The sequence below is a fragment of the Heyndrickxia vini genome (genome assembly GCF_016772275.1).
Taxonomy (GTDB): domain Bacteria; phylum Bacillota; class Bacilli; order Bacillales; family Bacillaceae_C; genus Heyndrickxia; species Heyndrickxia vini.
Map to the genome: position 1 here is coordinate 1,548,061 of NZ_CP065425.1, position 26,637 is coordinate 1,574,697.

Genomic DNA, 26,637 nt, shown 5'->3' on the forward strand with positions numbered 1-26,637 from the left:
GATAAGTCCTGATGTGTTCGTTTTTGTACCTATTCGTTTTGACCGAACATATTACCTACGGGAGTTTGGCGTTTTCATGCAGCATACATGCCTTTTAAAAGGACGTATAAAGCTGAAACAGAACACCCACCTGCCAAGTGCGGGTTCAAAACACTAGGATTTTGCGACGGCATGATTGGGGCTTATCCTTCTAATTGTTTAAACTACAACTCTCTATTTTAGAGGGTTTTTATTTTTGTACAAAGACGGACAAATATTGATTTTAGGCGATAAATTGTTTATCCTTATTCAAGGAAGATAAAGTAGAATTTTGGAGATGATACATGTGCTTCACCAGTTTTCACGAAATGAATTAGCTATAGGGATAGAAGGAATAGAGAAATTAAAAAATAGTACGGTTACCATCCTTGGTATCGGGGGAGTTGGATCGTTTGCTGTTGAAGCATTGGCACGATCTGGCGTCGGAAAATTAATTTTAGTTGATAAAGATTCTGTAGATATTACAAATATAAATCGACAGTTGCCTGCATTGCTTTCTACCATCGGACAACCGAAAGCAGATATAATGAAGGAGCGAATCAAGGATATTAATCCGGAATGCGAAGTCGTCTCCTTGAATATGTTTTATACAGAAGAAACATATGAGCAGTTTTTTGCAGAACAACCGGATTTTATCGTTGATGCATCCGACACGATTTCTTATAAAATTCATTTAATTAAGGAATGCTTAAAACGTAACATTCCGATAATTTCAAGCATGGGTGCAGCGAATAAAATGGATCCTACAAGACTGAAAATAGCAGATATTTTCAAAACGCATACAGATCCTATTGCTAAAGTCATTCGTACGAGACTACGTAAAGAAGGAATCCGTAAAGGAATTCCTGTTGTATTTTCAGATGAAAGTCCAATCGTTATTCGCGAAGATGTTAGAAAAGTAGTTGGAAATGATGATGCGGAAATTCGTAAAGCAAAAATGCCGCCTTCATCGAATGCTTTTGTTCCATCAACAGCTGGATTATTCATGGCAAGCTATGTTGTACAAGAAATAGTAAAAGATATACCACTTAAGCGTGTAAAAGATAAATAAGTAATTAAATGACCGCCATTGTGCGGTTTTTTTTGTTGTATAAGCGATTTTATGAGCTTATATACAATAAAGTGAAAGATTACCAAAAAAAGTATTGACAGTATGTTTTGTGTTAGTGTACTATTTTTGTAGTACACTAATACACTTTCAAGTGGGGGTAAACATGTCTTCGTTTATTGGTTTATTAAAGAAAGATTTATCTATTTCTAGATACTTGTTTTTTACTTGGTTAGGAGGAGTAAACATTTTATTTATGATTGGTTCATTTATAGTAGCTAACTATATTGATGAACCGATAACACCACTTGGATGTTTAGTCATGCTAATTCTGTTACATACCATATTCATACCAATATTAGTATTAGCTTCATTAAGGGTAGAAGGGAAAACACAAATCTGGTTGTATAATCCCCAAAGCAGTGCTGTGCTACTTTATTCTAAAATTGCCGCTGCATTTATTTATCAATGTATTTCTCAATGTTTAGTTTGGATATTCGGATTAATTGCATTTGCTCATGTTGGAATGCCAACGAAATTTCCTATAACTGAAATGATTTCATCTTCAATTTTACTAACTGCAATAGGACTTTATATTGCTTGTTGGATCATTTTTTATTGGTCTATTTATCATTCATTAGGAAAGTACCCGAAAATAATGAGATTACGATGGGTATTTATCCTTGTTATTTTTATCATCTTAAATATCATTGAAACACAGTTATTAAAAATTAAAGTGTTCAAAGACTTTATAAATTCTTGGTCATTTCCTTTAGACATTAATCCTTCGTTTAATTACACAAGTCATGCTTGGTCGGTGCATACGACTGCTGTCGATATACCAATCATACCTATCTTTTTATATGTAATAATAGCAATTATTTTACTTACAATTTCAAGTTGGTTATTGGACAGAAAAGTTGAGGTGTAGTTCATGACAGAAGAATTTCTAGCAACGAAACCCATTTATTTGCAAATTGCAGATCGGATTTTTCAACAAATAGTTAGAGGAGAATTATGTCCCGGTGATAAATTAGCTTCAGTTCGTGAAATGGCCATTCAAACAGGTGTGAATCCTAATACAATTCAACGAACATACGGGGAGATGGAGAGGATGGGAATTGTGGAAACTAAACGTGGTCAAGGAACATTCGTTACAGAAAAAACAGAAGTCCTCGATCATTTAAGAAATCGTATGCAAACGGAAATTGTTCAAACTTTCGTGGAAAGTATGCGGAAAATTGGAATAACGAAAGACGAAATGGTAAATGGGCTTGAACAGTATTTAAGGTGGGAAGACGATGGCTATTGAATTGGAAAATGTTACTAAAAAATATGGGAAGGATTTTTCCTTGAAAAACACGACTATTACCTTTAAAAAAGGAAGGATTTATGGGCTTCTTGGTCCTAATGGAAGTGGTAAATCCACAATCTTAAAAATGATTTGTGGTTTAGTTTATCCAGATACAGGAGAAATCCTAGTGGATGGTGAAAAGGTAACAAGGAAGATTTCAAGAAGTGTTGCCTATTTAACGGAATCAGATATGTTTTATGATCCTTTTACTGTGAATGATATGATTATGTTTTATCAATCTCAATTTAATGATTTTGATATTGAAAAGGCGAATCTGCTTTTGATAGAAATGAAATTAGACCCGTTGAAAAAAATTAAGCAACTTTCGAAAGGTAATAGGGGCAGGTTAAAACTTGTATTAGCACTTGCTCGAAAAACACCTGTTTTATTGTTGGATGAACCATTTTCTGGCCTAGATCCGATGGTAAGAGATTCGATTGTCAAAAGCTTATTATCATACATTGATTTTGAAACTCAAACAGTTATTATGGCCACTCATGAAATACATGAAGTTGAGCATTTACTAGATGAGGTAGCAGCAATTTATAATGGAATGGTGTTTGGGCATAAGAATGTTGAAGATTTACGAGAAAATGAAGGATTATCTGTTTTGAAATGGTTTAAAAAAGAAATGGAACAAATTGAAACGAATGGGGGAACAGAATAATGAACGCTGCAGTTGAATTAAAAAATGTAACAAAAGTGATTAAAGGCAAAAAAATTATTGATAATTTAACGTTTACGATAAATGAAGGTGAAGTATTCGGTTTTTTAGGACCGAACGGCGCAGGGAAAACAACGACAATCCGTATGATTGTAGGACTAATGGGGATTACATCAGGTGATATCGTCATTTGTGGAAAGAATGTAAAAAATGAATATGAGGAAGCATTAAGAAATGTCGGCGGAATTGTTGAAAATCCGGAAATGTATAAGTTTTTAACTGGATATCAAAACTTAATGCAATATGCGCGGATGATAAAAGGGATTACGAAAGAAAAAATAAATGAGGTCATCGAACTTGTCGGCTTAAAAGATCGTATTAACGACAAAGTCAAAACCTATTCATTAGGTATGAGACAACGGTTAGGATTAGCACAAAGTCTGCTGCATGATCCGAAAGTAATGATCCTTGATGAGCCGACTAACGGCCTTGATCCGGCAGGAATAAGGGAGATTAGGGACCACTTAAGAAAATTATCAAAAGAAAAAGGGATGGCGGTTATCGTTTCCAGTCACCTTCTATCAGAAATGGAAATGATGTGTGATCGAATTGCGATTATCCAAAAAGGCAAATTAATCGATGTGCAAAACGTTCACGATTTTGTCTATGAAGATCAGAAGCAAAAGTATTTTGTAGAAATAGATAATGGTGCAGCACTTGAATCAATTAGCGGCTATTCATTTACCCAAATTGAACACGGAATTGAAGTAGAATTAGAAAAAGAACAGGTTCCGGATTTCATTCAAACACTTGTTTCAACAGGAATACGAATCTATGAAGTAAAACTCGTTTCTAAATCATTGGAAGATCGTTTCTTAGAAATTACAAAGGAGGAAGTAACACATGCTTAATCTTGTCTATAATGAATGGATTAAAATATTCAAGCGTGCCGGTTCCTATGTGATGATAGGCTTAATCATCTTAGGGGTCATCGGCAGTGGGGCATTAACAAAATATTATGAAGGAAAAGTAGATACAGGCTCCAAAAAAGATTGGAAAACAGAAGTAACAGCACAAATCAAAGCGGATGAACAGCAGATTAAAGATATGCCGACAACGGCGGCTAGTACAAAGAAATTTTATGAAAAAAATATTGAAATAAACAAATATCGTCTTGCACATAATATGGCACCATCCGATCAATCGAGCGGTTTTTCATTTATTAAAGATAATACGATGTTTATTTCTTTCGTTGGTTTATTCACAATTATTATTGCGGCGGGCATCGTAGCAAGCGAATTTAGTTGGGGGACAATTAAACTATTATTAATCCGTCCATTAAAAAGATCAAAAATATTACTATCGAAATATTTAACCGTCATCGTATTTGGTATTTTCATGTTAGCAATCCTATTTGTCACTTCAGCCATTGTTGGATTTGTCTTGTTTGGTTCCGGCAGTGGGGATAATGTTCATCTTGCTTATACTGATGGACATGTCGTTGAACAAAACATGCTATGGTATTTAATCAAAACGTATTTATTATCTTCCATTGATGTAATTATGTTAATCACAATGGCCTTTATGATTTCCGCTGTATTCCGTAACAGTTCTTTAGCAATAGGGATTTCCGTATTCCTGCTACTCATGGGCGGAAACATAACCCAGCTTCTAGCATCAAAATTTGATTGGGCAAAATTCATTCTATTCGCCAATACTAATTTAATGCAATACTTTGACGGTATACCACTTGTAGAAGGAATGACACTCGGATTTTCCCTTATCATGCTGCTCGTATATTTTATTATTTTTATCGTACTGGCATTTGGGGTATTCATGAAGAGGGATGTAGCAGCATAATAGAGAAAAGGGATGTTAATTATTAACATCCCTTTTCATTTTATTAGGCGTATCAATTTTCATCCCACCGCTTTAAAGTTATAATTGATATTAAATATTTGTTTGGGGGCTTAAGACGTGTACGGTGAACCACTTGCTTTTCGAATGAGACCTACGACAATTGATGAAATTGTTGGTCAAAAGGAAATAATCGGCAAACAAACAAGCCTTTATAAAATGGTAAAAAATGGATATGTTCCATCTATGCTGTTATACGGAGAGCCTGGCATTGGAAAAACATCGATAGCACATGCGATTGCGGGCACAACTAAAATTCCTTTTATTGCATTGAACGCCACAACATCTGGAAAAAAAGATGTAGAGATGGTGGTTGATGAAACAAGAATAACTGGAAAAGTGATTTTATTTTTAGATGAAATCCACCGTTTTAATAAAGCGCAGCAAGATTATTTATTGCCACATGTGGAGAATGGTTCGATTATCTTAATCGGTGCGACAACTGAAAATCCATTTCATGATGTCAATCCAGCGATTCGCAGTCGCTGCGGGCAGATTAAGCAATTAACTAGACTAACATCAGAAGATATCTATGAGTTATTACAGCGTGCGATACATGATGAAAAAAAAGGACTTGGTAAATTATCAATTCAAATATCAGATGACCAATTAAGTAAAATCGCCTCTGGCTCCGGTGGCGATGCGCGGAAATCATTAACTCTTCTTGAATCAATTGTATATTCATCCAATAAAGAAAATGATACATATATTATAGTGGATGAAATTATTGATGACTTAATCGGAAATGTAGGTGTTTACGGAGATAAAAAAGGGTCTAACTTTTATAATCTACTCTCAAGCCTGCAAAAAAGTATTAGGGGCAGTGATGTGGATGCGTCAATCTATTATTTAGCACATTTATTGGAAACGGGTGATTTAGTTGCAGTCAATCGCCGTTTACTGGTTATAGCATTTGAGGATATCGGGTTAGCCGATACATCTGTCGGTGCAAACGTATTAGCCGCTGTTACAGCCAGCGAGAGATTAGGGCTTCCGGAAGCACGCATCCCACTATCGGTTGCAGTTGTGGAAATGTGCTTATCTTCTAAATCCAATTCTGCGTATATAGCTTTAGATAAAGCAATATCGGATATCCGTAATGGAAAAGTTGGAGAAATTCCAAAGCATTTACGTGACGGACATTATGCTGGATCAAAAGTCCTAGGTCATGTCGGATACAAATATCCACATGATACACCAATCGGAACATTCGGAGGTTGGGTGGATCAAGAGTATCTTCCAAGTAATCTAAAAGGCACAAAATATTATGAGCCAGTTGAAGCAGGAGAAGAAAAACGTTTAGCCGCGATTTATCGGCGACTTGAGGATTTTAAAAAAGGTAAATGAATCAAGCTGACTAAAAACCAACCAGTTTGGTTTGCTTTCATTCAATTCGTCACATATTTATGCTATAATGTCAAAAGCCTTAATAAATAAGAAAGTGGGGGAATGGGGAAATTGAATAATCATTATCAAATTGGATTTCGCTTTTTTATTTTTTGTATAGGCTTACTCATTATGGCATTCGGTCTAGATTTATTAATTATTGCAGACCTTGGAGTAACACCATGGGATGTATTGCACATCGGCTTATTTAAACAAATCGGACTGACAATTGGTTCATGGTCAATCATTGTCGGATTTTTTGTGTTAGGGATTTCAGCAATCATCATGCGAAAAATTCCTAAAATCGGTGCTTATTTAAATATGCTGTTGGTTGGACTATTTATGGATATGTTTTTACATTTCTTGTCTAATGTTGAGATGACTTCAATAATTGAAAAAATTATTGTACTTATATTAGGAATCATTATTAATGCAATTGGTATGGGGATCTATATTTCTGCTCAATTAGGCGCTGGCCCAAGAGACAGCTTTATGCTTGCTGTTACCTCGAAAACAGGCTGGAAAATTTCTCATGTCCGTCGAGGAATGGAAGTTATCGTCCTAATTATTGGCTGGTTATGTGGGGGTCCTGTATTTATCGGTACTATTATTTTTGTACTATCTATCGGAACACTTGTCGGTATTGCGTTGCCGCTATGTCAATCATTCACAAATAAATTCCTTAAAAAGTTTGAAAAAAACAGAGAAGAAATAAATCGAGGTGCAAGTCTATGAAAATTTCTACAAAAGGTCGGTACGGTTTAACCATCATGATTGAGCTTGGGAAAAGATATGGAGAAGGGCCGACGTCATTAAAAACCATTGCCCAAATGCATGATTTATCGGAGCATTATTTAGAACAATTAATTGCTCCTTTAAGAAATGCTGGACTTGTTAAAAGTGTCAGAGGTGCATACGGTGGTTATACACTTGCTTCAGATCCAGCCAAAATAACAGCAGGTGATATCATTCGTGTTTTAGAAGGTCCGATCAGTCCGGTTGAAGGGATTGAAGAGGAAGAACCTGTTAAACGGTCACTTTGGATAAAAATTCGTGATGCTGTAAAGGATGTTTTAGATAACACAACAATTGAAGACCTTGTAAACTATAAAGACGATGGGGAAACCGATTCTTACATGTTTTATATATAGTATAGAATTTTTTGCTAGGATTAACCATCTGTAGAGGTGAAGAAAAAAATGGAACGAATTTATCTCGATCACTCGGCAACATCGCCCGTTCATCCGCAAGTGATTGATACAATGATTAATGCACTAAACCAATCATTTGGAAACCCTTCAAGTATCCATTCATATGGACGAGAAGCAAGAGCACTTCTTGATGAATCAAGAACGATCATTGCAGGAAGCATTGGCGCACATTTTAATGAAATCGTGTTTACTAGCGGCGGTACAGAAGCGGATAATTTTGCGATTTTAGGTATTGCTGAAGCAATGAAAGAAAAAGGAAAGCATATTATCACATCAAAAATTGAACACCATGCGGTTCTTCATTCATGTGAGTATCTTGAAAAACATGGATATGAAGTCACTTACCTTGATGTTAACGAAAAGGGACAAGTTTCTGTAGAAAATGTAAAAGCGGCTCTTCGTGAAGATACCATCCTTGTAACAATTATGTACGGAAACAATGAGGTAGGCACGATTCAGCCAATCAATGAAATCGGTCTTCTATTAAAAGATCATCAAGCATACTTCCATACCGATGCCGTGCAAGCATATGGAGTAGTCAAAATCAATGTTCATGAATTAAACGTTGATTTATTATCTGTATCCTCACATAAAATTAACGGTCCAAAAGGAATTGGTTTTCTATATATAAATGCAGGTACAAGGATCGTCAATCGTTCCCACGGTGGAGAACAAGAACTGAAACGTCGTGCAGGTACAGAAAACATTAGTTCAATTGCCGGCTTTGCTGAAGCTGTAAAAATCGCTCAGCAACAAATGGAAGAGAAACAGAAAGTATATCGTGATTTTAAAATAAAGTTTATAGATATATTAACGGCACAACATGTTGATTTTCATATTAATGGATTTACTGATCATCATTCATTGCCCCATGTATTAAATATTAGCTTACCAGGTACTGATGTAGAAGCGATGCTCGTTAATTTGGACATAGCGGGAATTGCTGCTTCAAGTGGTTCTGCATGTACAGCAGGTTCAATTGAGCCATCACATGTTCTTGTAGCAATGTTTGGGAAAGAGTCGGAACGATTAAGAAATTCCATTCGATTTAGTTTTGGTTTAAATAATACGTGTGAAGAAATAGAAAAAGCTGCGAATGAAGTGGCAAAAATTGTTCAGCGTTTGAACAAGGTAAATAGAAAGTAGGGAAATGGTATGAAGAAAGCACCTCAAGATACGAGAGTTGTTGTAGGGATGTCAGGTGGTGTAGATTCATCTGTTGCTGCACTTTTATTAAAAGAGCAAGGGTATGATGTCATCGGTATTTTTATGAAAAATTGGGATGATACAGATGAATTTGGTGTATGTACAGCAACTGAAGACTATAATGATGTCATTCGTGTTTGTAATCAAATTGGTATCCCGTATTATGCAGTAAATTTCGAAAAACAATATTGGGATAAAGTATTTACTTATTTTCTTGATGAATATAAAGCAGGACGGACACCGAATCCTGATGTAATGTGTAATAAAGAAATTAAATTTAAAGCCTTTTTGGAGCATGCCATGAATCTTGGAGCAGATTATTTAGCAACAGGTCACTATGCTAGAGTTGCCTTTCAAGACGAGGAATACAAAATGTTACGTGGGTTAGATGAGAATAAAGATCAAACGTATTTCTTAAATCAGCTTACTCATGAGCAATTGGAAAAAGTTATGTTCCCAATAGGAGACATAGATAAAAAGCGCGTAAGAGAAATAGCACTTGAAGCAGGACTTGCTACCGCAAAGAAAAAAGACAGCACAGGTATTTGTTTTATTGGCGAAAGAAATTTCAAAGAATTTCTCAGCAATTATCTACCTGCTCAAAAAGGGGTAATGAAAACATTATCAGGTGAAAAAATGGGCGAGCATGATGGGTTAATGTATTATACAATTGGTCAACGCCATGGACTAGGAATTGGTGGATCAGGAGAACCGTGGTTTGTTGTCGGTAAAGATTTGAAAGAGAATGTTTTATTCGTTGAACAAGGATTTGATCATGATTCTCTTTATTCAAATTCCATCACTGCTGTGAATACGAGTTGGGTACAAAAACGCGAAATCAAAAATGAATTTACATGTACAGCTAAATTTCGTTATCGCCAGCCAGATAATAAAGTAACTGTTAGAGTATTAGACAATAATGAAGTAGAAGTTATTTTTGACGAGCCGATTCGTGCGGTCACACCTGGACAAGCAGTCGTCTTTTATGATGGAGAAGTATGTTTAGGAGGAGCAACAATCGATAAAGTTTTCAAAAATGATGAACAACTAATGTATGTTGGCTAATTAAAGCACCTCATCCCAAATATTATAGGGATGGGGTTTTTACTTTACAGCTAAAAAGGGAATAACTTATGTTATAATTTCGGTAGAAAATAATTGAGTTTTTGAGGTGTCATATTTTGGATAAAAACAAAAAAGGAATCGAATGTTTACAGGAAGGCAAATTTGAAGAGGCTATTAAATTTTTCTCGGAGGCGATTGAGGAAAATCCGAGCGACCCTGTTGCCTATATAAATTTTGGAAATGTTTTAATTGCAGTAAACGAAATGGAGCGAGCAGTGAAATTTTTTGAAAAAGCCATTGATCTGGATGACCAAGCATCTGCAGCTTATTATTGTTTAGGTAATTTATATTATGAACAAGAACAATATGAACAGGCAGTCACTTATTTTGAGAAAGCAAAGAACACAGGATTAAATAATAACGATATTTATTTCATGATTGGAATGTGCTTTGTGCAACTTGGAAACCCCAAATTAGCCATGCCCTATTTACAAAGAAGTGTAGAACTAAATGCGGAGGATGTAGAAGCTAGATTTCAATATGCATTAGTTTTGGCACAGTCTGAAGTATATGAAGAAGCCATTCAGCAATTCATCTCAGTTGTCAATCAAGATCCACAGCATGCCGACGCTTATTACAATTTAGGCGTAGCGTATCTTGGATATTATGAAGATTCAGAGAAGGCGGCAGAGTTTTTTAATCAAGCACTTGAGATTCAACCGGATCATGTATTATCAGGATATGGGATTAAAATGATTGAAAAAATGAGGGAAACGAACGAATAATATCCCGCTTTATAAGGGGGGCTCATGTTGGAGCAGCAAAATACACTTAATTTATTTGAAAATGATGAGAAATATGTAAAAGGCCGACATCTTGTCACGATTTTCCATAATGAACAAAACTTATATTCAGTTATTCGAATAAGAATTGATGAAACCAATTTAGAAACAGAAGAGAAAGAGGCAGTCATTACTGGACATTTCCCGAAAATACATGAGCAGGAAACCTATATTTTTTATGGGGATATGCAAGAACATCCTAAGTTCGGACCTCAATTTCAAGCCAAACATTTTAAAAAAGAAATCCCACAAACGAAACAAGGAATTATTACTTATCTTTCAAGTGAAATGTTCAGTGGAATCGGAAAAAAAACAGCAGAACGTATTGTAGATGTATTAGGAGAAAATGCAATAAGTAAAATTTTGGACCAACCATCCTTGCTTGATTCGATTCCCAAATTACCTCCTGAAAAAGCAAAAACATTATATGATAAATTAATTGAACATCAAGGACTAGAGCGAGTAATGATTGGTTTAAATCAATTAGGGTTTGGTCCCCAAATTTCAATGAAAATTTATCAAGTATATCAGGAACAATCATTAGACATTATTCAAAAGAATCCGTATCAATTAGTCGAATCAGTGGAAGGCATTGGATTTGGTCGTGCTGATGAAATAGGAAAGCAATTAGGTATTGTTGGGAATCATCCAGACAGAATAAAAGCGGGTTGTATGTATACGCTTGAGGTAGAATGTTTGCAAAATGGCCATGTCTATATGGAATCAAAAGAACTTTTGCCCCAAGTAAAATTATTGTTAGAGGAATCCCAACCTATTTCCATTGAATACTCAGATATTTCTAATGAGATTATCAAACTTGGCGAAGAGAGCAAAATTGTTGTAGAAAACAATAATGTATATATCCCTTCTTTATATTTTTCTGAAAAAGGTATTGTATCAAATATCCAGCGCATTTTGGCGCAGGAGGACTATAAGGATCAATTTCCAGAATCCGAATTTTTACTTGCCTTAGGGGAACTTGAAGACCGAATCGGTGTTCAATATGCCGCCTCGCAAAAGGAGGCAATTCAAACCGCATTAATGTCTCCAATGATGCTCCTAACGGGTGGACCGGGTACAGGGAAGACAACAGTAATCAAAGGAATTGTTGAATTGTATGCAGAGCTAAATGGTTGTTCATTAGAGCCGAAAGATTATAGTAAGGATAACCCTTTCCCGATTATTTTAACTGCCCCTACAGGTAGGGCAGCGAAAAGAATGTCTGAATCGACAGGGTTACCGGCCATGACGATTCACCGCCTTTTAGGTATGACTGGACAGGATGATGTTGGCGTAGATGAGGACAAACAAATTGATGGAAAAATTGTCATCGTCGATGAAATGTCGATGGTCGATACATGGCTGGCACATCAATTACTTAAAGCAATGCCAGAACAAATCCAAGTCATTTTAGTTGGAGATGAAGATCAACTTCCATCTGTTGGACCAGGTCAAGTGTTAAAAGATCTTTTACGATCAAAAGTGATTCCAACGGTTCAATTAACAGATATTTATCGTCAAGAAGGCGGTTCATCAATCATCGAATTAGCCCATGATATTAAAAATGGACGAATCCCGCAAGATGTGACAAAACAACAAAAGGATCGATCATTCATCCGCTGCACCACTCAGCAAATTCCGGAAGTAATTGAAAAAATTGTATCAAGTGCAAAGCGAAAAGGGTATACACAGAAGGATGTACAAGTATTAGCACCAATGTACAGAGGAGCAGCTGGTATTGATCGTTTGAATGTTTTATTACAGGAAATTTTTAACCCAAATGAAACGGGCGAGAGAAAAGAATTAAGTTTCGGGGATATTAAGTATCGTATTGGTGATAAAGTATTACAGCTTGTTAATCAACCGGAACAACATGTTTTCAATGGTGATATTGGTGAAATTGTATCGATTTTTTATGCGAAAGAAAATACTGAAAAACAAGATTTAATACTTATTTCATTTGATGGTATAGAAGTAACATATACACGACAGGATTTTAACCAGTTTACACATGCATACTGTTGTTCAATCCATAAATCACAAGGAAGCGAATTTCCGATCGTTATTCTGCCTGTTGTAAAAAGTTATTATAGGATGCTCAGAAGAAATTTATTATATACAGCAATCACGAGAAGCAAACAATCATTAATTATTTGTGGTGAACAAGAAGCTTTTCGATTAGGAATAGAACGGGTAGATGACCAATTAAGAAAAACAAATCTCTACGATAAATTGAAAATTTTAGCAGAAGTTACTGATGTTGAAAAGTTCATCGAATTATCAAGTGAAACCATTATGCAAATTGACCCAATGATAGGAATGGAAAACGTTACACCTTATGATTTTATGTAAATAACAGACACTATAAATGTTCGAAAAAGGTGGGGATGCTTTTTGAGAACATTGTCGCTTCTAAAGGGAATACCTGTTTATAATGCAGAGGGCCAAAAAAAGGGAGAGGTTTGCGACCTAGGTATTTCCGATACGGGGAAAATAAGTTGTCTGCTAATTAAATCGAAAAATTTATTTAGTACACTATACCGTTTGCCTATAACTGAAGTAGATGAATTTGGGGAGCAGGGGATCATTTTACGAAAAAGCAACAAGCTTCAAAAATACAAGGCAATAGACGAAGAATATACAATTTGTCATTCAAAGCCCCTATTAAAAAAATTAACAATTTCACGTAGTGGTGATCAGTTAGGGTTATTGGAAGACGTATATTTTTCAGAAGAAGTGGGCACAATCATAGGGTACGAACTAACAGATGGCTTCTTTACAGATATTATGGAAGGAAAGAAGATTGTCCATTCAGTTGGGCCCCCTAGGTTTGGAAAAGATGCCATCATCGTTTCGGTAAATCAAACGCGAGGTGGCGAAACCTATGATGAAGTGCCCCAATTGCCAAAGTAAAGATCTTGGTAAAATTGGTATCAACCAATATTATTGCTGGAACTGTTTTATCGAACTTTCGATTGGCAAAGATACAATTTTTACTCATCAAGTAGAAGAAGATGGAACATTAAGTTCATTAGATGATTTATTTGATGAAGAGTCGCGAAGATTAAGTTAAATGGAAGGGGTGCATTGTTTTGAATAAAACATTCGTCTCCTTGCTAGGCTTCGGAGCAGGGATAGCAGCAACAGCAATCTCTCAACGACAAGGATATTTTGATAATAAACAAATGAAAAAAATGACGAAACGTTTACGTAAGGCATTTCGTTAAATTATGGCTATCCCATTGTGGGATAGCTTTTTTTGTCGGATAAAAAACCGCATAATTCGAATACTAGAAAAAGGAGGGATGTATGTTGCAGAAACCCCGTTGGCATTGGCTTTTAAATCTTGGTATTCTATTACTTTTGATGATCATTTTGTATTTTTTTCTTCTTTTAAAACCATTTTGGATGCCTATACTAAAAATATTTTTATCTGCATTTATACCTTTGTTTATTGCTGCCTTCTTTACGTACTTATTACATCCTCTTGTGGAAAAACTACATGAGCTGGGTATACATAGAGGATTAGCAACCTTTTTAATTTATATCGTTTTTTTTGGCGGAATCGGATACATGATCTATTTAGGCATCCCTATCTTGATTGAACAGATTAAAGATTTATCAGACCATATTCCAGAATTTGCGAATCAATACCGTACGTGGGTAGAAAATTTACACGATTCAACCTCGAGATGGCCGGATGGAATCCAAGATCAGATTGAACAGCGAATCAATAAGTTTGAAGCTTGGTTAAGCGGTTTTCTTTCAAAAGCAATAAATTCGTTAATGAAAATTGTAAATTTCATATTTATTCTAGCAATTATCCCTTTTCTCTCTTTTTATTTACTAAAAGATATAGAAAAGGTAAAGCAAACAGCATGGTATTTTACTCCGAAGAGATGGCGCAACCAGGCGAAACTTATGGTAAAAGATGCGGATGAATCAATCGGGGGATATATAAGGGGTCAACTTTTAGTTTGTCTATTAGTTGGGACAATTTCTACAATAGCATTTTGGTTAATCGATATAAAATATCCCGTTCTATTAGGTTTAATTGTTGGAATTACGGATATTATTCCTTACTTTGGTCCAATTATCGGTGCAGTACCGGTGGCAATTATTGCAGCGACCATGTCAGTAAAATATTTAATTTATGTTCTTATCATAATTGTAGTATTACAATTTCTTGAAGGAAATATATTATCCCCTTTAATCGTTGGCAAGTCCTTACATATGCATCCGTTATTTATTATTCTTGCATTGACAATCGGAGGGGAAATCGGAGGAGTAGTCGGATTAATTATTGCTGTCCCTTCTTTAGCCATATTAAAAGTTATTTTAATTCATGTGAAAAATCATATTTCAACAAATATACATTCACAAGATTGACAAAGTATAATAAAGTTTTTTATAATTCGACTATAGAAGAAAAACAATGAAAATGTTGAAGGATCAAGTATGTTATAGTCCATCTAAGAGTAATTTACTCAATTAGAGAGGAATTTCCGCGGCTGAAAGAAATTCTAGATGAAGGATAACAGAAAGCTAATCCGGAGTGCAGGTAAAAACTGCCGTCTTGCCCCGTTATAGGCACCCAAGAGAAAGATAATAGGAATATTATCTTTAATCAGGGTGGTACCGCGAGTAAGTCTCTCGTCCCTGTCCAGGGATGGAGGCTTTTTTTATTTCTCAAAAATAATTTGGAGGTTTTAATATGAAAAATTTAACAGGCGAACAAATTCGCCAAATGTTTTTAGATTTTTTCCAAGAAAAAGGGCATAAGGTGGAACCCAGTGCTTCACTTGTTCCACATGATGACCCATCATTACTATGGATCAATAGTGGGGTAGCGACATTAAAAAAATATTTTGATGGACGTGTTATTCCAGAAAATCCACGTATTACGAATGCTCAAAAGGCGATACGTACAAATGATATTGAAAACGTTGGAAAAACAGCAAGACATCATACATTCTTTGAAATGCTCGGGAATTTTTCAATTGGCGATTATTTTAAAGAAGAAGCAATTGATTGGGCTTGGGAATTTCTTACTAGTCCGAAATGGATTGGCTTTGACCCTGATAAATTGTCCGTAACTATTCATCCTGAGGATGATGAAGCACATGAATTATGGAATAAAAAAATTGGTTTACCAGAAGAAAGAATTATTCGATTAGAAGAAAACTTTTGGGATATCGGAGAAGGGCCAAGTGGTCCAAATACGGAGATTTTCTATGACCGTGGACCAGAGTTTGGCAATGATGAAAATGATCCGGAATTATATCCCGGTGGCGAGAATGAAAGATATTTAGAAGTATGGAACCTTGTTTTTTCTCAGTTTAATCACAACCCTGATGGAACATACACTCCACTGCCAAAGAAAAATATTGATACTGGTATGGGATTAGAACGAATGGCGTCTGTTATTCAAGAAGTGCCAACGAATTTTGATACAGATTTGTTTATGCCAATTATTGGGGAAACAGAAAAGCTTTCAGGTGAGAAGTATCGTGTTGACACTGAAAAAGATGTTGCCTTTAAAGTGATCGCAGACCATATCCGTACCGTTTCATTCGCTGTAAGTGATGGGGCATTGCCGTCAAATGAAGGGCGTGGCTATGTTTTACGAAGACTTTTACGCAGGGCAGTAAGATATGCAAAAACAATTAATATTAACGAACCATTTATGTATAAATTAGTTCCCGTAGTAGCGGAAATCATGGTCGATTTTTACCCTCAAGTAAAAGAAAATACTGAATTCATACAAAAAGTAGTGAAAAATGAAGAAGAACGATTCCATGAAACTTTACACGAAGGTTTGGCTATTCTATCATCTGTTATGAATAAAGCAAAAGAAGAAGGTACAGGTATCATTGCAGGTGAAGATGTTTTCCGGTTATATGATACGTATGGTTTCCCAGTTGAACTTACTGAAGAGTACGCGGCTGAACAAGGATTAAAAATTGATCTTGAAGGTTTTGAAAGAGAAATGGAAAATCAACGTGAGCGTGCGCGTAATGCAAGACAAGACGTGGGTTCAATGCAGGTTCAAGGCGGAATACTAGGGGATATTAAAGAACCAAGTAAATTTGTTGGTTATGACATGTTAACTAAATCAACGAAAGTATCAGTCATCATTAAAGATGGTAAATTAGTTGATCAAGCAGTTAGTGGTGATGAAATTCAATTTATCCTTGAAGAAACACCTTTCTACGCTGAAAGTGGTGGTCAAATAGCTGATGAAGGGAAATTAGAAGCAGAAGGACTTCTCGTAATTGTTGCCGATGTTATAAAAGCGCCAAATGGCCAACATTTACAACGAGGAATCATTAAAGAAGGTACGCTAAAAACAGGTAATGAAGTAGTTGCATCAGTTAATGAAATAAGCAGAAACAAAACAATCAAAAATCACTCAGCTACCCATCTGCTTCATCAAGCATTAAAGGACGTATTAGGAACACATGTCAATCAGGCAGGGTCATTAGTAGAACCGAATAGACTACGTTTCGACTTCTCGCATTTCGGTCAAATTACTTCCGAGGAATTAGAAAAGATCGAAGAAATTGTAAACGAAAAGATTTGGGCTAGTATACCGGTCGTTATTCAAAATAAAAATATAGATGAAGCAAAAGCGATGGGGGCTATGGCATTATTCGGTGAAAAATATGGTCAAATCGTTCGCGTCGTTTCGATGGGCGATTATAGTTTAGAGTTATGTGGTGGTTGCCATGTTTCAAACACTTCATCGATTGGGATTTTTAAAATTGTTTCGGAAAGCGGCATTGGTGCAGGAACAAGACGGATTGAAGCAGTAACTGGGGAAGCTGCATATCATTTAATGAATGAACATATCCATCGTTTAAATGAGGCAGCAGCTAAGCTTAAAGCAAATCCAAAAGATTTAAGTACAAGAATCGACAATGTACTACAAGAACTTAAAGATTTACAAAAAGAAAATGAATCATTATCTGCAAAATTGTCGAATATTGAAGCAGGGAGCTTAGTCGACAATACAGTTATTGTAGAAGGAATAAATGTAATAGCGAGTAAAGTTCAAGGTGTAGACATGAATAATTTACGTAGTATGGTAGATGATCTGAAACAAAAATTAGAATCAGGTATTGTTGTACTAGGTTCTGTACAAGATGATAAAGTAAATATTATTGCTGGTGTCACGAAAGATTTAATTGAAAAAGGATACCATGCAGGAAAACTAGTAAAAGAAGTAGCATCCCGTTGCGGCGGCGGTGGCGGTGGCCGTCCCGATATGGCTCAAGCTGGCGGTAAAGATCCAGATAAACTAGATTCTGCACTAGAATTTGTGAGTGATTGGGTAAAATCCATTTGATTCAAACAAAAAGTGTTGTACAATAAAGAAAGGAAATAGTGCCTTGAAGGAAAAATGATAGATCCTATCATTTTTTCCTTCCTCCTAATGATCAACAACATATTATTTCTACGTCCGATTTCTTCTTATTTTAAGAAGGATTTATGTATGAATATTTATACGGAGGTTATTTTGAACGGGATTGCTATTGGTTGAGCTTTTGAATAGGTGCTAAGCAAAATAATGCTTGTTTAATTAGGACAAGCGGTTAAAGAGAGGTGCTGTATAATGAGCTCTTTTGACAAAACGATGCGATTTAATTTTTCGGAAGAACCTCTAGAGCATGATGTGAAAGAAGTAATATTGCAAGTATTTGAAGCATTGCAGGAAAAAGGGTATAATCCGATTAATCAAATCGTCGGTTACCTTCTATCTGGTGATCCGGCATATATTCCTCGCCATCAGGATGCACGTAACATCATCCGAAAGCTAGAACGTGATGAAATCATTGAAGTATTAGTGAAATCTTATTTGAAACAGCATCGTGGAGGCTATTAATTTGAGAGTTATGGGTCTTGATGTTGGTTCTAAAACAGTCGGAGTGGCCGTTAGTGATGAGCTTGGCTGGACAGCCCAAGGAATTGAAACCATTTCGATTGATGAAGAAAAAGAAAAATTTGGATTCGAACGTGTAGCAGAAATTGTTGGACTTTATGAAGTCCAAAAAATCATCGTCGGGTTTCCTAAAAATATGAATAACACAATAGGTCCGCGAGGAGAAGCATCAAAAGCATACGCAGACAAGCTAAAGGAACTTCTAGGTTTGCCTGTTATTATGTGGGACGAGCGATTAAGTACGATGGCAGCTGAAAGGGTTCTTTTGGAAGCAGATGTAAGTCGAAAAAAACGTAAAAAAGTTATTGATAAAATGGCTGCTAGTATGATCTTGCAAGGTTATCTTGATAGTCAAAATTAATGAGGTGAAGAGATGGAACATGGTGAAAAGCATATTACAGTAATTGACGAAGATGGAAATGAACAGCTTTTTGAGGTGTTATTTACATTCGATTCAGAGGAATTTGGAAAGTCTTATGTCTTATATTTCCCAGTAGGTGCGGAAGAAGATGAAAATGAAGAAATTGAAATTCATGCGTCTTCATTTATTCAAAAAGAAGATGGAGAAGAAGGCGATCTTCAACCAATCGAAACCGAATCAGAATGGGATATGATTGAGGAAATGTTAAATACATTCCTTGATGAACAAGAAGAAGAATAAGATTACTCCCTATAATCTACAATTATTACCTTTCCTGGTAACCGGGAAAGGTTTTTTTCTTAATTTAGCTAATCCACGTATTTTTTATTGCTTTTTTAAACAACATTAAGCGCACAGAGTGGATTGGAGCGGAAGGAGCTTGACTCCTGTGGGTTGAGCTGGACAGAGACCCAGCATGGAGCGAAGCGACGAGGTGTTAGAAAAGTAGAGGCGGCTTGTTTATCGACGTACAAACTGGAGGGCAGCGACTAAGATAAAGGAATCACGATGAACCCAAAGGGTGAATCGATGATGACTTATCGTAGGGAGGTGACCGGAAGTTTGCTAGTCGATAGCCGCCGGAACTAGACAGGCTCATCGCCAGCCCCACGGAAAGCAAGCTCCTGCAGCGGAAAGGAACGGACATCGTAATTCCCAAAACTACAAACTCCGCGAATCCTTTAATGATTCGAAGAAAAATAAGTAATAATAAAGAAAATATAGTATAATGTACTGGATAAAATGGACTACCCCATTTTGCTATTGGATTTATTGGTTGAAAGGGTGATGGATCAATTGACTGATCAAAAAGATAAGAAGAAAAACAAGGATGATGTATATAAAAAGTTGTTAGTTAAAAGTGATGAGGCAAAAACCATTCGTAAAATAGTTGCAATTATCTGTTTAACAATCGTATTAATTATTGCAGGAGGTATATTAGCTGCTTATTTATATATTCAATCAGCATTAAAGCCAGTTGACCCAAAAAGTACGAAAACAAAAGCAGTAGAAATTCCTATAGGATCTACTGTATCAACGATTGGCACAATTTTAGAAGATGACGGAATGATTAAAAATAAATTAATCTTCAAATACTATGTAAAATTAAATAACGAAACTGGCTTTCAAGCAGGTACATATAAATTATCGCCATCAATGGATTTAAAACAGATTATTACACAATTGAAAACGGGAACGGTGCTAAAAGAAGCAAAAGTAAAATTTACAATACCTGAAGGATTACAATTGAGCCAAATTACAACGATTATTGCAAAACATTCGGGAATTGATAAAAAAGAAATAGATAAAAAGCTTGATGACCCTAAGTATATTAAAAAACTTATTAAAAAATACCCATCACTGATCTCAAAAAAGGTGCTCGAAAAAGATGTACTACATCCACTAGAAGGATATTTATTCCCTGCAACATATTCATTCTATGAAAGTAAACCGACACTGGATCAAATGATAAACAAAATGCTAATAAAAACCAACTCAGTAATAGAAAAATATAGGGATCAAATCCAGAAGTCTAAATTTGACCTCTATGATATTCTAACGATGGCTTCATTAATCGAAGAAGAGGCTACAGAAAAGGCAGACCGACATAAAATCTCAAGTGTATTTTATAATCGTATAAAGGTAAATATGCCTTTACAAACTGACCCAACCGTTCTTTACTCCTTAGGAAAACATAAAAAACGAGTTACTTATGAAGACCTTAAAGTAGATTCACCATATAACACATATAAAATTCAAGGATTACCGCCAAGCCCTATAGCAAGTGCTGGAGAGATGTCTATAGAAGCAGCTATTAATCCGGCGAAAACGGAATATTTGTATTTTCTTGCAGCATCGAAAACAGGAACGATTTATTATTCAAAAACTCTAGCAGAACATAATGAGTTAAAAGAAAAATATATCACAAGTTCCAAAAAGTAATTAAGACCAAAATTAGCGTTTCATTTAAAATTATGCTAAAATAAACAACGTGTTTTTTACATTAACGAATCGATAACAACATAAAGAGTAGAAAGCGTATGTGTAAGCTTTCTACTTTTCATGTTAGCTCCTTTTCGCTAGGAGGAAAAAAATGAAAGAGGAAATTCATTCTTATATTGAATCCTTAATAAAAGAAAGAGATCCACTATTTCAAGAGATGGAGCAATTCGCTATTCAACACAATGTACCGATAATGGAGTTGGCCGGTATAGAAGTGCTGCTTCAGCTTCTACAAATGCAACGGCCAGCAAAAATATTAGAAATTGGTACTGCAATCGGGTATTCAGCTATGAGAATGGCGGCAGCTCTCCCTGAGGCGAAAATTGTCACGATTGAAAGAGATGATGAAAGATATGAGCAAGCTCTTTCAAATATCTCCAAATCTGAATATCTACATCAAATAAATATTCTAAAAGGCGATGCACTTGAAATAGTGAATGAAGTAAATGAGTTTGGTTCATTTGATGCAATATTTATTGATGCAGCAAAAGGTCAATATATGAAATTTTTCGAATTATATACTCCCTTACTTTCAAAAAATGGTTATGTATATACAGATAATGTCTTATTTAAGGGTCTGGTTGTTAATGATCATATTGAAAATAAACGAATTCGAAACCTTGTTAAGAAAATTAAAAATTATAATGAATGGTTAATGAATCATGATCAATATTCAACAACCATCATACCAGTCGGTGATGGCTTAGCCATCAGTCGAAAACAAAACTAATATTTAAACTTTTTTCTCATTTTTTGTAAACAGATTTGAAAGGGGAACAACCAGTCAATGAGAAGTAAGCCAGCAGTCATTGGTGTCGCAGGTGGATCAGGATCAGGAAAGACGAGTGTTACCAATGCAATATACGACCATTTTAAAGGGCATTCCATTCTTGTATTAGAACAAGATTATTACTATAAAGATCAGAGCAGTTTACCATTTGAAGAGAGATTAAAAACTAATTATGATCATCCACTTGCATTTGATAATGATTTATTAATTGAGCATATCGAGCAGCTTTTAAATTATCAATCGATTGAAAAGCCTGTGTATGACTATACAATACATACACGTTCCGACAAAACCATTATTGTGGATCCTAAGGATGTCATAATTTTAGAAGGAATATTAGTATTAGAAGATGAAAGATTGCGCAATTTAATGGATATCAAACTTTTTGTTGATACAGATGCCGATTTAAGAATCATCCGACGCATGTTAAGAGACATTGAAGATCGAGGCAGAACAATGAATTCTGTTATTGAACAATATACCAATGTTGTACGACCGATGCATAACCAATTTATTGAACCAACAAAACGCTATGCAGATGTAATTATTCCAGAAGGTGGCCAAAATCATGTAGCAATCGATTTAGTGGTTACCAAAATTCAAACAATTCTTGAACAAAAATCATTTTTGTAATACGATAGTCTAGATAATAAATATATTTCTAAGCGCGCGCCCTATTTATAGGACGCGCTATGATGTATTTTCTAACACCTTATACAAATAGAAAATTAGGAGTGAAGGGAATTGGCAGTAGAAAAAGTATTTCCTATGACACAAGCAGGAAAAGAAAAATTAGAACAAGAGCTTGAATATTTGAAAACGGTTAAACGTAAAGAAGTGGTTGAACGTATAAAAATTGCTCGTAGTTTCGGCGACTTATCCGAGAACTCTGAATATGACTCAGCGAAAGAGGAACAAGCTTTCGTTGAAGGACGTGTAACTACATTAGAGAATATGATTCGAAATGCAAAGATTATTGAAGATGATGGGTCAAATTCCGATACAGTATCACTTGGTAAATCAGTAACATTTATTGAATTACCAGATGGGGACGAAGAGACTTACGCAATTGTTGGAAGTGCTGAAGCCGATCCGTTTGAAGGGAAAATTTCAAACGATTCTCCAATTGCAAAAAGCCTGTTAGGCAAGAAAATAAATGAAGAGGTTACCGTACAAACTCCCGGTGGAGAAATGAAAGTGAAAATTATCTCAATTAAATAATAGATACCATCCAAAAAAGTCGAATTCCTTTGGAGAATTCGACTTTTTTAATTCGGATTTTGGGAAAATGGTTATGAATGACTATTTCCGTCAAGAATGAAAGAGTGAACGTGTGAGAATCGAGGTGAGCATATGCGAAGAAAAAGGTATGTTATTTTAGCCAGTTGTATTTTTTTGATTTTTAGCCTGCTAATAGCAAGACTTGTTCAACTTCAATTAGTAGATACAGAATCTTTTTCTAAACATCACATTAATCTTCTTGAAGATAGTGTAAGCCAAAGGACTCAAGAAATTATTATTGACGACGGACGAGGGCAATTTACTGATCGGAATGGAAACCCGTTAACTTATAAAGAAAAATCAGTATTGGTTCTTTTTCCTTTTTTAAAAACAATACAATGGAATTCTGAAAAAGTAGCAAGCATATTAAATATTTCGGAGGATCAACTTTTAGCAGAATTAGAAACTGCGAAAGCTCCATTCATATTTCATGGGAAAACTCCATATATATTATCGGACAAACAGTTAGATGAGATAAATATGTTGAAAATACCTGGCGTGTTTGCCGTGAGAAAAAAATATACCGAATCTGACATATCTGCTGCGCAGTTAATTGGAATAATTGGAGAAGATGCTGATAACTTTCTAAAGAGATACCCCGATAAAAAAGGAATGCAAAATCAAAAAATCGGAATTACAGGTTTACAAAGGCAATTTGACGAATTTTTATTACCTGAAGGCGAGTCAAAACTAGTCTTTCATGTAGATGCCATGGGTGGTCCTCTTTTTGGAATTAACGTTAAATATACAGGTTCCGGTAATTCAAACTACCCTGTTAATATACAAACAACTTTAAATAAAAATTTACAAGAACAAATTGACAAAAAAGTTGACGAGTATGAGATTAAAAAAGGTGGGGTTTTATTATTAGATATCGAAACCAATGAAATTCTAGCAAATATTTCACGTCCGAAAATGAATGTTAAGGACCCTTATAAAAACAATAGTGTGGAAAATGCCATGTTATCACAGCAAATCCCGGGATCAATTTTCAAAACCGTAGTTGCAGCAGCATCTATTGAAACGTCTATTGTAAATGATAATGAAAAATTCCCGTGTAACGAAGATTTGTATGGGAAGAAAGCTGAAAGGCAGCTTGGTGATCTTACATTTGATGAAAGTTTTGCCCAAAGTTGTAATCGGACATTTAGTGAACTAGCAAAAAGATTAAAAAATGAAAATCCTAATTTATTAGAGGAGTATGCTCGTAAGTTAGGCCTTATTGGACAAATTGGCTGGCATGGAGACGTTTTTCATTTTAAAGATTTTAAACAATTAAAGGAAGACGAGGGGCAAATTTTTGCTAAATTAGAAAGTAAGAAAGATGATAATTTAGTTTCTCAAACGGGAATAGGTCAACAAGAAGTACGGCTTACGCCTTTAGGAATTGCAAATATGATGGCTACTATCGCTAGAGGAGGAAAATTACAATCGGTCCAAGCTGTGTCCTCGATTAAATATCACGATGGGACAACAATGATTGATTTTTCAAGCCACGACCTACCTTATCAACCGATTTCAAAAATTACCGCAATGAAACTTCAAAAAATGCTAAGACATGTTGTAACAAATGAAAACGGTACTGGAAGATGGTTTAGGGATCTTCCTTATGAAGTGGCGGGAAAATCAGGTACCGCGGAAACTGGAATATATGCAAATAAAATACAATTACATAATAAATGGTTTGCCGGATATTTTCCATTTAACAATCCTAAATATGCATTAGTTGTTGTAAATTTAGGAGTCCCCGAAGATAAAGGCGGAATCAATCAACTATTTAGCGATATCGTTCAATTGATTCACGAAAATGACACAAACCAAAATAGTATCAACTAACAAATTATTTGCTTCATCTTTTCCTACGTTTAAAGTCATGTTATGATAGAGTCAATGTCTAAAAAGAGAAATCATTTGCATGGATACATTGATTAAACTTTTTGTTTTTAAAAAGGGGGATTTGAACATGGCAAATAATTTTGACAATCAATTTCGTTCCCGATCCGATCAAAGATCAAAACGTCGAAAAACAAACTTAATTTTAAATTCATTAATAGTAATCGTAGTCGTATTGATTATTGTTGTTGCTAGCACGATCTTTTATGGTGGTCGAAACGATGAGAAAAATGCTTCTGCAGCAAAAAACAAAGTATCTCAGCATACAAAAAATAATGATAAATCAACAACAAAAAATAATGATAGTCAAGATAATAAAGTAACAGATGAATCAACGAATGATAGTAATCAAGAAACCAATGAAGAAGCAAATGATGAAACTAAGCAAGACCTTGAAAGCAAAGATACTGTTGTTGAAGATAGCAATGAACCTAATGTCAAAAAATCGTATACGAACCCTAATTGGAAAAGCGTTGGAACTGAACAAACGAATGGTCATCAATATTCTTCCGATCAAAACTCTACTGATTGGAAAGAAAAAGAAATAGCCCTTTCCTATGCAACAGGTATTCCTGTTGATAATATGACTATTTGGTATTTAAGCCGAAATGGAACCGATAATGAAGTAGTTGGAACGATTACTCCAAAAGATCAATCAAAAGTTTATCGAGTATACCTTAGTTGGATCGATGGTCAAGGATGGAAGCCAACAAAAGTATTAGAACTGAAAGAAAATGATATGCGATAGAGAATAGCTATCTGTTCATTGAACAGATAGCTTTTTTTGTGGCAAGTGTATTTTTTTAGTACTTTATTTTATAATAAGATAGAAAAATTAAACGAAAGAGGTTTAGATTATATGAAAATTGCTATTATTGGTGCTATGGAAGAGGAAGTAGCCATATTAAGAGAAAATATAATCGATAGAGAAGTCGAAACAATTGCTGGATATGAGTTTACCACTGGGAAAATGAATGATAAAGAAGTAGTGCTTCTTCGTTCAGGAATTGGAAAAGTGAATGCTGCATTGTCTACTTCGATACTCTTACATCATTACAAACCGGATGCAGTTATTAATACCGGTTCTGCAGGAGGATTTAATCCTAACTTAACAGTTGGTGATGTTGTTATTTCTTCAGAAGTTCGTCATCATGATGTAGATGCAACGATTTTTGGCTATGAGTATGGACAAGTACCACAAATGCCCCCAGCATTTATTGCAAATGAGGAATTAATTAAGGTGGCAGAGGAATGTGCAAAAAATATAAAAGAGATTCAGGTAATAAAAGGATTAATTGCAACAGGTGATTCGTTTATGAATGATCCGGAAAGAGTTGAATTTGTACGTGGGAAGTTCCCGCAACTTCAAGCAGCCGAAATGGAGGCAGCAGCAATTGCACAAGTTGCTTACCAATTTAATATCCCATTTGTAATTATTCGTTCTTTATCAGATATTGCCGGGAAGGAATCGAATATTTCTTTTGATCAATTTTTAGAAACTGCTGCATTACATTCAGCCTCATTTGTTATGGATATCGTTAAACATATCAATTGATTAATTTTCTTCTTTTCCATAT

At 35.2% G+C, this 26,637-nt stretch carries 28 protein-coding genes, 1 other RNA gene and 1 other annotated feature; all 29 genes read left to right on the forward strand.

The window, feature by feature from the left end; translation table 11 throughout:
• Positions 1-2: 2 nt before the first annotated feature.
• The 29 genes from ssrS (at position 3) to mtnN (ending at position 26,615) form a co-directional block, all read left to right on the forward strand.
• Positions 3-186: non-coding RNA, 6S RNA (gene ssrS / locus I5776_RS07635), on the forward strand.
• A 139-nt stretch (positions 187-325) separates the two neighbouring features.
• A complete protein-coding gene (locus I5776_RS07640) occupies positions 326-1,090 on the forward strand; it encodes a tRNA threonylcarbamoyladenosine dehydratase (RefSeq protein ID WP_202779967.1) in 765 nt (254 codons plus the stop codon).
• A gap of 163 nt (positions 1,091-1,253) precedes the next feature.
• Positions 1,254-2,018 carry a hypothetical protein gene (locus I5776_RS07645; RefSeq protein ID WP_202779968.1) on the forward strand — a complete coding sequence of 255 codons (765 nt, stop codon included), beginning with the start codon at positions 1,254-1,256 and terminating at the stop codon, positions 2,016-2,018.
• A 3-nt stretch (positions 2,019-2,021) separates the two neighbouring features.
• Positions 2,022-2,399 (forward strand): GntR family transcriptional regulator, encoded by a 378-nt coding sequence (locus I5776_RS07650; protein ID WP_202779969.1) that lies wholly within the window; start codon positions 2,022-2,024, stop codon positions 2,397-2,399.
• On the forward strand, positions 2,389-3,108 hold the full coding sequence (locus tag I5776_RS07655; RefSeq protein ID WP_202779970.1) for an ABC transporter ATP-binding protein: 720 nt from the start codon (positions 2,389-2,391) through the stop codon (positions 3,106-3,108). The genes I5776_RS07650 and I5776_RS07655 overlap by 11 nt, the downstream gene beginning before the upstream one ends.
• Entirely contained in the window at positions 3,108-4,016 is a 909-nt protein-coding gene (locus I5776_RS07660) for an ABC transporter ATP-binding protein (RefSeq protein WP_202779971.1), read from the forward strand. The genes I5776_RS07655 and I5776_RS07660 overlap by 1 nt, the downstream gene beginning before the upstream one ends.
• Entirely contained in the window at positions 4,009-4,965 is a 957-nt protein-coding gene (locus I5776_RS07665; RefSeq protein ID WP_202779972.1) for an ABC transporter permease, read from the forward strand. The genes I5776_RS07660 and I5776_RS07665 overlap by 8 nt, the downstream gene beginning before the upstream one ends.
• 117 nt (positions 4,966-5,082) lie before the next feature.
• Positions 5,083-6,369 carry a replication-associated recombination protein A gene (locus tag I5776_RS07670; protein WP_202779973.1) on the forward strand — a complete coding sequence of 429 codons (1,287 nt, stop codon included), beginning with the start codon at positions 5,083-5,085 and terminating at the stop codon, positions 6,367-6,369.
• Positions 6,370-6,480: 111 nt separating this feature from the next.
• Positions 6,481-7,143 (forward strand): YczE/YyaS/YitT family protein, encoded by a 663-nt coding sequence (locus I5776_RS07675; RefSeq protein ID WP_246483949.1) that lies wholly within the window; start codon positions 6,481-6,483, stop codon positions 7,141-7,143.
• Complete coding sequence (gene cymR / locus I5776_RS07680; RefSeq protein ID WP_202779976.1) at positions 7,140-7,559, forward strand: cysteine metabolism transcriptional regulator CymR; 420 nt, start codon at positions 7,140-7,142, stop codon at positions 7,557-7,559. The genes I5776_RS07675 and cymR overlap by 4 nt, the downstream gene beginning before the upstream one ends.
• Before the next feature lie 48 nt (positions 7,560-7,607).
• Positions 7,608-8,765: a cysteine desulfurase family protein gene (locus I5776_RS07685; RefSeq protein ID WP_202779977.1), complete on the forward strand. Its 1,158-nt coding sequence runs from the start codon at positions 7,608-7,610 to the stop codon at positions 8,763-8,765.
• Positions 8,766-8,774: 9 nt separating this feature from the next.
• Positions 8,775-9,890: a tRNA 2-thiouridine(34) synthase MnmA gene (gene mnmA, locus I5776_RS07690; protein ID WP_202779978.1), complete on the forward strand. Its 1,116-nt coding sequence runs from the start codon at positions 8,775-8,777 to the stop codon at positions 9,888-9,890.
• A 116-nt stretch (positions 9,891-10,006) separates the two neighbouring features.
• Entirely contained in the window at positions 10,007-10,675 is a 669-nt protein-coding gene (locus I5776_RS07695; protein ID WP_202779979.1) for a tetratricopeptide repeat protein, read from the forward strand.
• Between the two features lie 24 nt (positions 10,676-10,699).
• Positions 10,700-13,084, forward strand: a complete 2,385-nt coding sequence (gene recD2 / locus I5776_RS07700) for an SF1B family DNA helicase RecD2 (protein ID WP_246483950.1) — start codon at positions 10,700-10,702, stop codon at positions 13,082-13,084.
• Between the two features lie 42 nt (positions 13,085-13,126).
• A complete protein-coding gene (locus tag I5776_RS07705; protein WP_202779984.1) occupies positions 13,127-13,645 on the forward strand; it encodes a PRC-barrel domain-containing protein in 519 nt (172 codons plus the stop codon).
• The gene (locus I5776_RS07710) at positions 13,617-13,805 is read left to right on the forward strand and encodes a hypothetical protein (RefSeq protein WP_202779985.1); all 189 of its coding nucleotides are present in this window, start codon (positions 13,617-13,619) and stop codon (positions 13,803-13,805) included. The genes I5776_RS07705 and I5776_RS07710 overlap by 29 nt, the downstream gene beginning before the upstream one ends.
• A gap of 19 nt (positions 13,806-13,824) precedes the next feature.
• Entirely contained in the window at positions 13,825-13,959 is a 135-nt protein-coding gene (locus I5776_RS07715; protein WP_202779986.1) for a YrzQ family protein, read from the forward strand.
• Between the two features lie 85 nt (positions 13,960-14,044).
• Positions 14,045-15,121, forward strand: coding sequence for an AI-2E family transporter (locus I5776_RS07720; protein ID WP_425490375.1), 1,077 nt, complete (start codon positions 14,045-14,047; stop codon positions 15,119-15,121).
• A 46-nt stretch (positions 15,122-15,167) separates the two neighbouring features.
• Positions 15,168-15,396 (forward strand) — a binding site (T-box leader).
• A 50-nt stretch (positions 15,397-15,446) separates the two neighbouring features.
• Positions 15,447-18,080 carry an alanine--tRNA ligase gene (gene alaS / locus I5776_RS07725; protein WP_202779989.1) on the forward strand — a complete coding sequence of 878 codons (2,634 nt, stop codon included), beginning with the start codon at positions 15,447-15,449 and terminating at the stop codon, positions 18,078-18,080.
• 267 nt (positions 18,081-18,347) lie between these two features.
• Positions 18,348-18,617 (forward strand): IreB family regulatory phosphoprotein, encoded by a 270-nt coding sequence (locus I5776_RS07730; protein ID WP_202779993.1) that lies wholly within the window; start codon positions 18,348-18,350, stop codon positions 18,615-18,617.
• Position 18,618: 1 nt separating this feature from the next.
• Positions 18,619-19,035, forward strand: coding sequence for a Holliday junction resolvase RuvX (gene ruvX / locus I5776_RS07735; RefSeq protein ID WP_202779995.1), 417 nt, complete (start codon positions 18,619-18,621; stop codon positions 19,033-19,035).
• A 12-nt stretch (positions 19,036-19,047) separates the two neighbouring features.
• Entirely contained in the window at positions 19,048-19,335 is a 288-nt protein-coding gene (locus I5776_RS07740; RefSeq protein WP_202779997.1) for a DUF1292 domain-containing protein, read from the forward strand.
• Positions 19,336-19,881: 546 nt separating this feature from the next.
• Positions 19,882-21,036 (forward strand): endolytic transglycosylase MltG, encoded by a 1,155-nt coding sequence (gene mltG / locus I5776_RS07745; RefSeq protein WP_202779999.1) that lies wholly within the window; start codon positions 19,882-19,884, stop codon positions 21,034-21,036.
• A gap of 151 nt (positions 21,037-21,187) precedes the next feature.
• Positions 21,188-21,826 (forward strand): O-methyltransferase, encoded by a 639-nt coding sequence (locus tag I5776_RS07750; RefSeq protein ID WP_202780000.1) that lies wholly within the window; start codon positions 21,188-21,190, stop codon positions 21,824-21,826.
• Between the two features lie 57 nt (positions 21,827-21,883).
• A complete protein-coding gene (udk, locus tag I5776_RS07755) occupies positions 21,884-22,519 on the forward strand; it encodes a uridine kinase (protein ID WP_202780001.1) in 636 nt (211 codons plus the stop codon).
• 111 nt (positions 22,520-22,630) lie between these two features.
• Entirely contained in the window at positions 22,631-23,107 is a 477-nt protein-coding gene (greA, locus tag I5776_RS07760; protein ID WP_202780002.1) for a transcription elongation factor GreA, read from the forward strand.
• Positions 23,108-23,281: 174 nt separating this feature from the next.
• Positions 23,282-25,003, forward strand: a complete 1,722-nt coding sequence (locus I5776_RS07765) for a peptidoglycan D,D-transpeptidase FtsI family protein (protein ID WP_343066446.1) — start codon at positions 23,282-23,284, stop codon at positions 25,001-25,003.
• 127 nt (positions 25,004-25,130) lie between these two features.
• Positions 25,131-25,808 carry a YrrS family protein gene (locus I5776_RS07770; RefSeq protein ID WP_202780004.1) on the forward strand — a complete coding sequence of 226 codons (678 nt, stop codon included), beginning with the start codon at positions 25,131-25,133 and terminating at the stop codon, positions 25,806-25,808.
• A 111-nt stretch (positions 25,809-25,919) separates the two neighbouring features.
• Positions 25,920-26,615: a 5'-methylthioadenosine/S-adenosylhomocysteine nucleosidase gene (mtnN, locus tag I5776_RS07775; protein ID WP_202780006.1), complete on the forward strand. Its 696-nt coding sequence runs from the start codon at positions 25,920-25,922 to the stop codon at positions 26,613-26,615.
• The last annotated feature ends 22 nt before the right edge of the window (positions 26,616-26,637 follow it).